The organism is Arthrobacter sp. lap29, assembly GCF_032458965.1.
GTDB classification, from domain to species: Bacteria; Actinomycetota; Actinomycetes; order Actinomycetales; family Micrococcaceae; genus Specibacter; species Specibacter psychrochitiniphilus.
The window spans coordinates 601,021-613,354 of record NZ_JAUCEK010000001.1; the positions used below are offsets into that span (position 1 = coordinate 601,021).

Here is a 12,334-nt window from a genome sequence, read left to right on the forward strand (position 1 = left end):
GCTAGAACGCCTGAGGACGGCACCCATACATATCAAGACCCACCCTTAACTATGCACCTTGAGGGGTGTTCACGCACATACGCCACAACGTATACACGGATCTAGGCGCCCGGGTGGGATGGGGAAATTCACGGTAGATTGGCTTGTGAGAAACACACCCGGCGCAGGAGAAGAAAACAGTTTGCATCTAAAAAGTCTTTCCGTGCGCGGATTCAAGTCCTTCGCGTCGGCCACCACTTTTGACTTTGAACCCGGTGTGACAGCTGTTGTGGGCCCCAATGGTTCGGGGAAATCCAATGTGGTTGATGCTCTTGCCTGGGTCATGGGGGAGCAGGGTGCCAAGACGCTGCGCGGTGGAAAAATGGAAGACGTTATTTTTGCCGGTACTTCCGGACGTCCGCCTTTGGGCCGCGCCCAGGTCTCACTCACCATTGACAACAGCGACGGCGCCCTGCCGATCGACTATGCCGAAGTCACCATCTCACGCACCCTGTTCCGTGCAGGCGGCTCCGAATACGCCATCAATGGGACCTCTTGCCGCCTTCTGGACATCCAAGAGCTCCTCTCCGATTCGGGGCTGGGCCGTGAAATGCATGTCATTGTGGGTCAAGGCCAGCTGGATAGGGTGCTGCACGCCACCGCTGAGGATCGCCGCGGCTTCGTTGAAGAAGCCGCCGGAATCCTCAAACACCGCCGCCGCAAAGAAAAAACTCTCCGCAAGCTTGATGCCATGGGCGCCAACCTGGCCAGGCTCAATGATCTGACGGGGGAGATCCGCCGCCAGCTGACACCTTTGGGCAAACAGGCGGCTGTGGCCAGGCGTGCACAAACCGTGCAATTTGATGTCAGGGACGCCAAAGCTCGCCTGCTGGCTGATGATCTTGTGAGCCTGACACAAACCGTGGCACGCGATGAAGCAGCAGAACTATCCCTCAAGAACCGCCGCGAACAGGTGGAGCAGGAACTACAAGCAGCCCGGGAGAAGCAGGCGGCACTGGAACAGGAAGCCGCAGCCGCCACACCCGTCCTGAACGCGGCACGGGATAACTGGTACCAGTTATGTTCCTCCCGCGACCAGCTCAAGGCGCTGGGAATGCTCGCCGCAGAACGCCGGCGTCATCTTGGAGCCACGGAGACGGCGCCGGACCCCAGCCGAGACCCGGACCGCTTGGCTGAACAAGCAGCACGGTTGCGTGAAGAGGAAGCCGAGCTGGATCTTGCCTTGGAGGAGCGCCGCTACGGGTTAGAAACAGCCATGGAAATCAAGGAAGATGCCGAGGCTGCCGTGCGGGGTGAAGAGCAGCGAGTGCGGGATCAACTCCGTGCCACCGCCGACCGCCGCGAAGGCTTGGCCCGGTTAGCCGGTCAGGTTGCCTCCGCCCGTTCACGGGTCGAATCGGCTGAAGCCGAAATTGGCCGGCTGCACCACAGCAAGGCTGCCGGCGCCGAACGGCACACCCAGGCGGCGGCGGAGTTTGCCGCCCTCGAATCCCAGGTAGCCGGAGTAGAAGAGGGGGAGGAACGCCTCGATGCCGATTACGAGGACGCAGCCGCAGCCCTTGAGGAAGTGGACACGGCGCTTGAGGCGCTCACCCGCGAGCAGCTGGCTGCCGAGCGGGCCCGCGAGTCCCTGACCGCCCGCCGCGATGCGCTTGCCGTGGGGCTGCTGCGCAAGGATGCCAGGGCCCAACTACTCGAAGCCCGCCCGGACGGTGTCATGGCCTCCATGGCTGCGCTCATCCGGGTGGTGCCCAGCCATGAAAGCGCCATCTCTGCGGCCTTGAATGCAGCCTCCGAAGGGGTTGCGGTCACGGGACTTTCCGCGGCACTGTCTGCGCTGGAGCTGGTTAAAACGCACGAGGGTGGCCGGGTCACCCTGGTGCTCGCCGGGCCAGCCCGCGCTGATGAGCAGCCGGCGGAGCTGGTCCGATTGCAACAAGTGGCAGCTGCTGCCGCGGCTGCCATTCCCGGCGCGCTGCTGGGACGTGCACAGGCTGATGGCCCCGCGGAGCTGGCACAAATTCTCGACGCCTTGTTGGCAGGGGTTGTGCTGGTCCCCGATGCGGCTGCAGCCCAGGAAGTTCTGGCCCGGGATACTGCGCTGACGGCAGTCACGGCTGACGGTGACGTGTTCACCCAGTGGTGGATTCAGGGCGGCTCAGCCGTGGCTCCGTCGCTGCTGGAATTGCAGGCAGCGGTGGATGAGACCGAAAGTGCACTGGCGCAGGCCACGGCCCGCGGCGAGCAGTCCCGTTTTGCGCTTGCAGGCTTGCAGGGGCGCAGGGCCGCCCTGGCTCAGGCGGCGGAAACCTCCCTGGCCGCACTCAACGAGTCCGACGCGCGGCTGGCAGCCGTGGCTGAACGTCTGGGCCTGCTGGGGGCCACGTTGCGTTCGGCTGCAGGAGAGTCTGAACGTCACGCCCAGGCCGTCCACGGGGCAACCGCCAACCTTGAACGCGAACAACACGCACTGACGGAGATAGCGGCACGGCTGGCCACAGCGCAACAGGCCCCGGCCGGCCTTGAACCGTCCATGGATGAGCGCGATTCCTTGGCTGCGGCAGCCACGGCTGCTCGCGCGGTGGAGCTGGAAACTAGGCTCTCGCTGCGCAGCACCGAAGATGCCCTCACGGCTACGCGCAACCGGGCGGCGGCGCTGGAACGGGCGGCCGCCACGGAGCGGGCAGCTCGGGAGCAGGCGGCGCAGCGCGCCCGGCGTCGGCTGTTCCAAGCGAAGAAGGCCTCCGCCGTGGCGCTGGCAAGCCACCAAGTTCTGGTGCTGGTGGAAGAGTCCATCGCCTTGGCCGAACAGGTCCGCGATGAGGCCGAGGAGCAGCGGGCGGGCCGTGACGTGGAATTGATGAGCGTTCGCAGTGCCACGGTGGAGGCTCAGAAGGAGCTGGCGCGGCTGACCGATTCTGTGCATAAGGACGAGCTGGCACGTGCCGCCCAGAAGCTGCGAATTGAAACGCTGGAAAACAAATCCATTGAGGAACTTGGGCTCAGCGTGGACCACCTCCTTGCGGAATATGGCCCCCACACGCTGGTTCCGCTGGGCCCCGGTGAGGTTACGGACAAATGGGCGGCACTGCGCATGGCCGTGGATGAGGACGGCAACCAAGTCCGTGAAGGAACCCCGTTTGTGCGCGACGAGCAGGAAAAGCGGCTCAAACGGGCCGAACGGGATCTGTCAGCCCTGGGCAAGGTCAACCCGCTCGCCCTGGAGGAATTTGCGGCGTTGGAGGAACGCCACCAATTCCTGTCCGCCCAGCTAGAAGACCTGAAGGCCAGCCGCCGGGACCTCATGGACATCATCAAGGAAGTGGACGCCCGCGTTGAAGAGGTCTTCACGGCCGCCTACGCGGACACGGCTATCCAATTTGAGCGCGTCTTTGCCCGGCTCTTCCCCGGCGGCGAGGGCCGCCTGGTGCTGACTGATCCCACGGAAATGCTGACCACAGGGATTGAGATTGAGGCGCGGCCCGCAGGCAAGAAGATCAAGCGCCTCTCCCTCCTCTCAGGTGGCGAGCGCTCGCTGACGGCCGTGGCGCTCCTGGTGGCCATCTTCAAGGCCCGGCCATCACCTTTTTATGTCATGGACGAGGTCGAGGCGGCGCTCGATGACACCAATCTGGGACGGCTCATCAGCATTCTTGAGGAACTGCGTGAATCCAGCCAGCTGATCATCATTACGCACCAAAAACGCACCATGGATATTGCTGACGCACTCTATGGGGTGTCCATGCAAGGCGACGGCGTCTCCACCGTCATCAGCCAACGCATGGACCGGGCTGCTGGAGCATAAACCCCGCGCGCTCGGTGCCGCTGCCGGGATAAGGCAAGTTCCACGGTGGCTAGGCCGGGTGGGTGTCCTTCGCCGGTAGCCACAGCACCATGGCTAGAAGCGCCACGGCCGTTGCCATGAGGAACGCCGGGCCGTAGGAGAAGGCGTCCACGAGCAGTCCCGCCGCGATGGGGCCAATGATGGCGCCCAGATCGGAGCTCATCTGGAAGGTGGCCAGGACCTTGCCGCCGGAGCGCTCGTTGCCTATTACATCCGCCACGGTGGCTTGCTGGGCCGGGCCCATGAGGCCGCTGCCCAAGCCTGCGATGGCTGATATCAAGAAGAACCAGAACTCATTACCGGTGAATCCGAGCGCGCCCATGGCGAGGCCGTTGACGGCTAGTCCGCTCAGAATCATGGGCTTGCGGCCCCAGGTGTCTGCCAATTTTCCGGAGAAAGTCAGGGCAACTCCTGTGCCGATGGCAAACACGGCCAAGGAAATGCCGGCTACCTCTGGACCGGCGCCCAAGGCGGCCGTGGCAAAGAGTGGCACCAGGGCCATGCGGAGGCCGAAAGCGGACCAGCCATTGGCAAAGGCGGAGCCCAGAACGGCGCGGTAGGTAGGCAGGCCCAGAGCAACACGCAGCGGCAATACCTCTTTTTTGACGGCGGTAACAAGCCCCTTCCGGTTCGCTTGAGCAGAGGCCGCTGGCAGTTGCGTTGCCACCAGCACCGCCACCAGAACCAGGGCAGCGGCGTAGACCAGAAACGGCAGGGCCATGCCAAAGCCTGCAAGGAGTCCACCCACGGCGGGGCCGGCAATATTACCGAGCAGGAAGGAGCCTGAATACAGGCTAGATACCCGTCCACGTGCCTGGGGCGGGGCGAGCCGGATCAATAGGCCCATGGCCGCAACGGTGAACATGGTCGAACCAATGCCGCCCAAGCCCCTATAGATCAGCAGCTGCCAATAATCTTGTGCGAACGCACAGGCTGCCGAGGAGGCTGCCACGATGAGGATGCCCAGAATGTAGGTGCGGCGCTCGCCCATCCGTTCCACCAGCCAGCCGCTCAAGGGGGCAAAGGTCAAGCGGGTGAAGGCAAAGGCGCTGACAACCACAGCGGCGGCTGTCACGCTGACATCGAAACTTTGTGCGAATTGCGGCAAAACCGGGGCCACAATGCCAAAGCCAATGGCAATCATGAAGGCGGCAGCCACCAGTACCTTGATCTCGCGGGGTAGCTTCGCTGCGGGCAGATCCTTGGCCTCTTTGGGCCGGCGTATAGACATAGACATCACTGACGAGTGTCCCACATGACGCGAAAATTGGTCCTGTGCCCACCCGTGAGGCCCCGGCAGTGAGGCTCTGCCCCGGGCGTGAGGCCCCCGTGAGAGACTAAGGGGGTGAATGAAACTCTTCCCATCCTCTTGTCCATCGTGGTTGTGCTCGCCGTCATTGGCGGTCTAGTACCCGTCTTCCTGAACGCTCGCCGGAACCGCCAGAACTACACCGGCCCCCGCGATGCCAATGACCCCGCCCCGCTGGATCCCACAAGTCAGGGGGACGCCCAAGGTGGCGGGACTCTGGTGGAGGACCGCCCGGAAACCATCGCTCCGCAGCCGGCCATTTTGCCGGAAGAATTGCTGGAGCCGCTTGCTCCTGCCGCCCCGTCGATCGAGACCCCGCTGCCTGTTGAGGGCCGGTTGGTGCGCCTGCGGGCGCGGCTGTCCAAGTCCAACAATGCGCTGGGCAAGGGCCTGCTGGCGCTGCTCTCCCGCGACACCATTGACGAGGACGTGTGGGAAGAGGTTGAGGAGACACTGCTGCTGGCGGACATCGGCACGGATTCCACCATGGAATTGGTGGACACACTGCGTGACCGCGTGAAGGTTTTGGGCGTGCGCAGCCCAGAGCACGTCCAGTCGATGCTGCGTGAAGAGCTCATCAAGCTCGTGGATCCTTCCATGGACCGCACGCTGAACATCTCCCGTCACGATGACCGCCCCGCCGTACTCATGGTGGTGGGCGTCAACGGCGTGGGCAAGACCACCACAGTTGGCAAACTGGCCCGGGTGTTAGTGGCCGAGGATAAGGACGTGCTGCTGGGTGCCGCCGATACTTTCCGAGCTGCAGCCGCAGAGCAGCTGGCCACGTGGGGTGCGCGGGTGGGCGTTGCCACTGTGAAGTCCGACGTCGATGGAGCGGACCCTGCCTCCGTGGCCTTTGAGGCGGTCAAGGTGGGCATTGAGACGGAAGTGGACGTGGTCATGATTGACACCGCAGGCCGCCTGCAGAACAAGATCGGGCTCATGGATGAGCTGGGCAAGGTTAAACGCGTCATTGAGAAGCAGGCTACGGTTGATGAGGTGCTGCTGGTGCTGGATGCCACCACGGGACAAAACGGTCTCACCCAGGCGAAGGTTTTTGCGGAAGTAGTTAATATCACCGGCATTGTGCTGACCAAGCTCGATGGCACGGCAAAGGGTGGCATTGTGGTGGCCATCCAGAAGACACTGGGAGTCCCCGTGAAGCTGGTGGGCCTGGGCGAAGGTGCCGATGATCTGGCCCCCTTTGACGCCGAAAGTTTTGTTGATGCACTTCTAAACTAATGGAATTGGCGGGAGTCCAAGACTCTGAGCTGAACAACAAAAAATGTCCGCCACGGCGGGCTTTTTTTGTTTAAACCGCCATCAGAGATTCTTACTCCGGGGGTCCGGTGCGGCGTGAGATTACCTCCGTGGGGTGCGGCAGGGGCGGCCTTGAAATCAGCGGTTTGTGTATCTAGGCATCCTTTTCTGGGAACGGATGATCTTTCATGGTCTAGTGCTTGTTGAAAACGTTGAACGCACGAATCGTCGAACAACCAGGACGCTGCGCATGGCCACCGTGGACCTGCGCCTGCTCAACCGAGGTGGCGCCGGCCTGTTCAGCCATTCGGCCCGCACAACGTTTATACGCCGCAGCAGGAACATTGGCCAAGAGTAGTGCAGCAAATTTGACAGTCTTAACGTGCGTGAATGCGTCGCTGCCCAGGGGATCAGTGAGGGCATGACCAAGGCCCGCATAGTCTAGCCACCCGCACTCGCGGGAAGCGAATGGCTGGGGCAGCGAAGAGCTTGGCTGGAAACACGCCGGAAACGCTTTTGACGCGGTAAGTTAACTCCCCACCGCAAGACGTAACGCAGTGGAAACTTATTCCACGTCCGCGTGAAACACGCAGCAACTTTCATTGTAAGTGTCCACCATGCACAGCCCCGAAGACGCGGCAGGCAACAACTCTTGCAACGAAAGGCCAGCAACATGAATACTGGCGATACAGCATGGGTCCTAATCTCAGCAGCCTTGGTGCTGCTCATGACACCGGGGCTTGCATTCTTTTACGGCGGCATGACACGTGCCAAAGCCGTCCTAAACATGATGATGATGAGTTTCGGCGCCATTGGCGTTGTTGCCGTTCTTTGGATCCTGTTCGGCTACTCGGCTGCCTTTGGCACCGACCTTGGCTGGGGACTGCTGGGGAACCCCTGGGAAAAGCTGGGTCTGCGAGGAGTCCTGGACACCGGTGACGGCGCCCCATTGGTTGGCTCTGTCCCCGAAGTTGTCTTCGTAGGGTTCCAAGCAACCTTTGCCATCATCACCGTAGCGCTCATCACGGGGGCCATCGCGGACAGGGCAAAGTTTGGTGCCTGGCTGACCTTTGCCGCCATCTGGGTCACTGTGGTGTATTTCCCGGTGGCACATTGGGTTTTTTCCTTCACCGAGGATGCCAATGGCAAGCCGACGGGTGGATGGATAGGCCAAGGACTCGGAGCCATTGACTTTGCCGGAGGCACTGCTGTTCACATCAACGCCGGTGCCGCAGCCCTAGCGCTGGCACTTATCCTTGGCCGGCGTAAGGGATTTGGAAAAGATCCCAGCCACCGGCCCCACAACCTCCCCTTCGTGATGTTGGGTGCAGGGCTACTCTGGTTTGGCTGGTTTGGTTTCAATGCGGGGTCCGCGCTCGGTGCCAATGCCGTGGCTGGCTATGCCTGGATCAACACGCTTGCCGCACCTGCAGCTGCCATCCTTGGCTGGCTCTTGGTAGAGAAAATCCGTGATGGACACGCCACCTCACTCGGGGCAGCCTCAGGGGCCGTGGCCGGACTTGTTGCCGTCACCCCCGCATGTTCGGCAATAACGCCGCTATGGGCGCTGGTGCTGGGGCTCTTGGCCGGGATGCTTTGCGCGCTAGCAGTCGGGTTGAAGTACCGTTTGGGGATTGATGACTCACTGGACGTTGTTGGGGTTCACTTGGTGGGTGGCCTCGCAGGGACCTTGTTCATTGGCTTGGCGGCTGATCCGAATTCACCCGCCGGTGGCCGGGGTCTGTTCCACGGTGGCGGGCTGGAACTTCTGGGCAAGCAGGCCATCGCCGCCGGGGCGGTTATGCTCTATTCCTTCCTCGCGGCCTATGCCATCGGGTGGATCATCAACAAGACCATGGGATTCCGCATCTCAACAGCCCACGAAGCTGCCGGAATTGACGTCTCAATCCACGCCGAATCCGCCTATGACTTAGGCGGCCGCGCCACGGGCAGCTTCCAACCACTCTCCGGCAAGAGGCCCGCTGCGGGTCAGTCTGGAACCGATCACCTCACACCAGGGCGCAAGTCCGCAACACAGGAAGCCACCGTGGACGCATGAAACTCATTACAGCCATCATTAGGCCAGAGCAACTAGATGATGTCCGCAGCTCGCTTGAAAGTTATGGCGTGCAGGGGCTGACGGTCAGCTCAGCGCACGGTTATGGGCGCCAGCGCGGCCACACCGAAATCTACCGAGGTGCCGAATACGCTGTGGACCTGCATGCCAAAATTCGCATCGAGGTCTTGGCCACGGATGAGGTGGCCTGGGACTTGATGGACATTATTGTGGGCAGTTCCAATACGGGCAGTCCCGGAGATGGCAAGGTGTGGATGGTGGCCGTGCTGGAGGTTATGCGAGTGCGCACAGGTGAGAGGGGCACCGCAGCCATCTAGAGAGTTAGTCGTTACTGGTGGTCCAGGCCTGCGGGCCCGAGGAGCCGGCCGCATAGTTTTCCATGGGGACGGCTCCGGACGCCCAGGCGGCAAACGTCGGTTCCACGATCCGCCAGCACTCTTCGGCGGTATCGCCACGGACGGAGAGCAAGGGATCTGCGCGCAGGATCCCTTCCAATACTTCGCCATAGGGTAGGAGAGGGTCACTGCCCAGTTCTGCTTCCAACTTGACTCGGTCAAGGGTGAAGACATCTCCCGGGCCGTTGACATCGAGGTCCAGGACCAGCGTGTCCGGTCCGAAACCAATATGCAGGCGCGTGGGGGAGTCTGAGCCTTTGAAGCCGACGGGCAGATGTGGAACCGGTTTGAATGTGACGACCGCTTCCTTACGGGCGTTGCCTAGGGCTTTCCCTGAGCGCAAAATGAACGGCACTCCCGCCCAACGCCAATTGTTTATGTACACTTCAACCTCTGCGAGGGTCTCGGTGTCATTTGCTGGGTCCACACCGTCTTCATCGATATAGTTCGGGACCTTGCGCTTTCCAATAGTTCCCGAAGTGTAACGCGCCCGGCGTGTGTACTCGGCCAAATCGTGACCGCTGCGGCCAATGGTGCTGGCTCTTAGTACGGTGGCAATGCTCGAGCGGACGTCTTGCTCACCCAACGTTGCCGGGGGTTCCATGGCCATGATGCCCATGACCTGCAGCAGGTGACTTTGGATCATGTCACGCCCTGCACCAGCATGATCGTAATAGCGGGCTCTGTTTTCCAGAGTGAGTGCTTCATCAAAGAAGATCTCTACCTTTTCAATGTGTTCCCCGTCCCACGAATGCTCCAACAGCCGGTTGGCAAAGCGCAGGCCCAAAATATTCAAAACTGTGGACTTACCCAGGAAATGATCCACTCGGTGGATGTGGTCCTCAGGAACCAAGGTGGCCAAGGTGGCATTGAGTGCGCGAGCCGATTCAACGCTGGAACCAAACGGCTTCTCCATAACCAACCGGGTGCCTTCTGGCAGATCCTCGGGAGTCAATGCCGTGCACGCTTTCTGGCTCACCGCCGGGGGTAGGGCAAAATACAGTGCCACTGGTCCGGGAATATCTTTGAGGAACTGGCCCAACGCTCCCTTGGCGGTCACATCAAGTTGGTGGTAGCTACTTCCCTCTTGGAGCTGGTGCAATTCTTTGATCCCGGTGTCCGTCGAAGCCCCGTCGGGTTCCATAGCCTCGGAAAAGCGGTCCTTAAGCCGGTCCTGCCACTGCTGCGGAGACCAATCATCACTGCCAGCTCCCACAAGATTGAGCCCCGGTGCCCGGCCCGAAGCAATCAGCCGGGCCACGCCCGGCAACAAGAGACGGCCTGTGAGATCTCCCGAAGCCCCCAAAATCACTAAAGTCTTGATCCGCCCGCCGGGGTCCGCAACGGAAGCCGGGGAACCGGCGTCGGGCTGGTTGGATTGTGTGGAGCGCTGATTGCTGGAAGCTGCAGTGTTTTTCATCACGTCTTCAGCATGCCACCAATTGGGGCCCTTTTCATGGTCTGGCACAAGCGCCCACAATTTTCTTTGCCGTGATGTAGTTGCTGGCGAACATGAGGGGTATGCAACGAAGAGGCGCCGTAGTTGGTACCCTTGATAGTTGAGTCCCTCAGGAAAGGGAGTGGAGCGGTGTTAGCGCCGTCCCACCGGTCTCATCCTGAATAACGTAAATTGCCGCGCACCATGCGCGGGCCGGCCGCAAGGCTGTCCCGCGCGGGCGTTGGTTAATCCCTGACGAATAATCCCTGACGAAAGAAGTGCGCGGCGCGTGTTCAACTCACTATCTGATCGGCTGACAGCAACCTTTAAGAACTTGCGTGGCAAGGGACGGCTCAGCGAAGCCGACGTCGACGCCACGGTGCGCGAGATCCGTCGGGCCCTGCTGGATGCCGACGTCGCCGTGCCGGTGGTTCGCGAATTCACCGCCAAGGTCCGCGAGCGGGCGCTCGGTTCCGAAGTCAACGAGGCGCTGAACCCGGCGCAGCAGATCGTCAAGATTGTCAACGAGGAACTCGTGGCAATTCTGGGTGGTGAAACCCGCCGCATCAACTTGGCCAAGAACCCGCCCACCGTCATCATGCTGGCCGGTTTGCAAGGTGCTGGCAAGACCACGCTGGCCGGAAAGCTGTCCAAGTGGCTCAAGGGCCAGGGCCACAGCCCCTTGCTGGTTGCTGCGGATTTGCAGCGCCCCAACGCCGTCAAGCAGCTCCAAGTCAACGGTGAGCGCGCCGGTGTTCCCGTGTTCGCACCGCACCCCGGTGTCTCCAGCGAGTTTGAATCCGCCACTGGCGATCCCGTAGCCGTTGCCCTGGCCGGGTTGGCGGAGGCGAAGTCCAAGCTGCATGACGTGGTCATTGTTGACACGGCCGGGCGCTTGGGCATTGATGCGGAACTGATGAAGCAGGCTGCGGACATCCGCGCTGCCATCAACCCCGACGAGGTCCTCTTCGTCATTGACGCCATGATCGGCCAGGATGCCGTCAACACGGCCCAGGCGTTCAACGAGGGCGTCAACTTTACTGGTGTAGTCCTGACCAAGCTCGACGGCGACGCCCGAGGTGGTGCCGCACTCTCGGTTGCCTCCATCACCGGCAAGCCCGTCATGTTCGCCTCCACGGGTGAATCGCTGGATGACTTTGAGCTGTTCCACCCTGACCGCATGGCCAGCCGAATCCTGGACATGGGTGATGTCCTCACCCTCATTGAGCAGGCTGAAAAGAACTGGGATAAGGGCGAAGCCGAGCGCATGGCGCGCAAGTTCGCCGACCAAGAAGATTTCACCCTAGATGACTTCCTCTCCCAGATGCAGCAGATCCGCAAAATGGGCTCCATGAAGAAGATGCTCATGATGATGCCCGGCGCCGCCGGCATGCGCCAGCAGCTGGAGAACTTCGACGAACGCGAAATTGACCGCGTTGAGGCCATTGTTCGCTCCATGACCCCGCACGAACGTGTTGCGCCCAAGATCATTAACGGTTCCCGCCGCGCCCGTATCGCCAAGGGCTCGGGCGTGCATGTTTCCGAGGTCAACGGCCTGCTGGAGCGTTTTGGCCAGGCTCAGAAGATGATGAAGAAAATGGCTCAGGGCGGCGGCATTCCGGGCATGCCCGGCGTGGCAGGCCCCGGCGGTTTCAACAGTGCCCGCAAGGGCAAGCAGGGCCCCAAAAAGAAGGCGCGCTCGGGCAACCCGGCCAAGGCTGCCGCCGAGCTTAAGGCCGCGCAGGAGAAGGCCAACGCGCCCAAGTCCCTGCCCACCGGTGCCGCGTTTGGTGCCGGCGCCGAGGACTTTGACCCCAGCAGCCTGAACCTGCCTAAGGGCTTTGAGAAGTTCCTGGGCAAGTAGGCACATACCAGGGTGCACGCTAGCATCACCCACAGGCAGTGATCAGGACCCGTAGGGGAATCTCCAAGTGATTCCCCTACGGGTTCATCTTTTTAGAACCTAATTTACCCACGACAGTTCCAGTTTGTAGATTCAGACAGCCCGTAA

General features: G+C 61.5%; 7 protein-coding genes. 5 read left to right on the forward strand and 2 right to left on the reverse strand.

The features are described 5' to 3' along the window. Positions 1-181 precede the first annotated feature (181 nt). Entirely contained in the window at positions 182-3,805 is a 3,624-nt protein-coding gene (smc, locus tag RY113_RS02695) for a chromosome segregation protein SMC (RefSeq protein ID WP_315913218.1), read from the forward strand. A 49-nt stretch (positions 3,806-3,854) separates the two neighbouring features. Here smc and RY113_RS02700 read toward each other — a convergent pair whose 3' ends face one another. Further along, a complete protein-coding gene (locus RY113_RS02700; protein ID WP_315913219.1) occupies positions 3,855-5,081 on the reverse strand; it encodes an MFS transporter in 1,227 nt (408 codons plus the stop codon). 108 nt (positions 5,082-5,189) lie between these two features. Between RY113_RS02700 and ftsY the strand changes: the two genes are divergently transcribed. The 3 genes from ftsY to RY113_RS02715 all read left to right on the forward strand — a co-directional run bounded on the left by ftsY (position 5,190) and on the right by RY113_RS02715 (position 8,807). Next, on the forward strand, positions 5,190-6,395 hold the full coding sequence (ftsY, locus tag RY113_RS02705; RefSeq protein ID WP_315913220.1) for a signal recognition particle-docking protein FtsY: 1,206 nt from the start codon (positions 5,190-5,192) through the stop codon (positions 6,393-6,395). A gap of 691 nt (positions 6,396-7,086) precedes the next feature. After that, complete coding sequence (locus tag RY113_RS02710; protein ID WP_315913221.1) at positions 7,087-8,472, forward strand: ammonium transporter; 1,386 nt, start codon at positions 7,087-7,089, stop codon at positions 8,470-8,472. Continuing rightward, positions 8,469-8,807 carry a P-II family nitrogen regulator gene (locus tag RY113_RS02715; RefSeq protein WP_110107334.1) on the forward strand — a complete coding sequence of 113 codons (339 nt, stop codon included), beginning with the start codon at positions 8,469-8,471 and terminating at the stop codon, positions 8,805-8,807. Before RY113_RS02710 ends, RY113_RS02715 begins: the two co-directional genes overlap by 4 nt. A gap of 4 nt (positions 8,808-8,811) precedes the next feature. Here the strand turns inward: RY113_RS02715 and RY113_RS02720 are convergent, their stop codons facing one another. Then, positions 8,812-10,305 carry a glucose-6-phosphate dehydrogenase gene (locus tag RY113_RS02720; RefSeq protein ID WP_315913383.1) on the reverse strand — a complete coding sequence of 498 codons (1,494 nt, stop codon included), beginning with the start codon at positions 10,303-10,305 and terminating at the stop codon, positions 8,812-8,814. Between the two features lie 307 nt (positions 10,306-10,612). Here RY113_RS02720 and ffh point away from each other — a divergent pair, with 307 nt between their 5' ends. Further along, positions 10,613-12,187 (forward strand): signal recognition particle protein, encoded by a 1,575-nt coding sequence (gene ffh / locus RY113_RS02725; RefSeq protein WP_110107335.1) that lies wholly within the window; start codon positions 10,613-10,615, stop codon positions 12,185-12,187. Positions 12,188-12,334 lie beyond the last annotated feature (147 nt).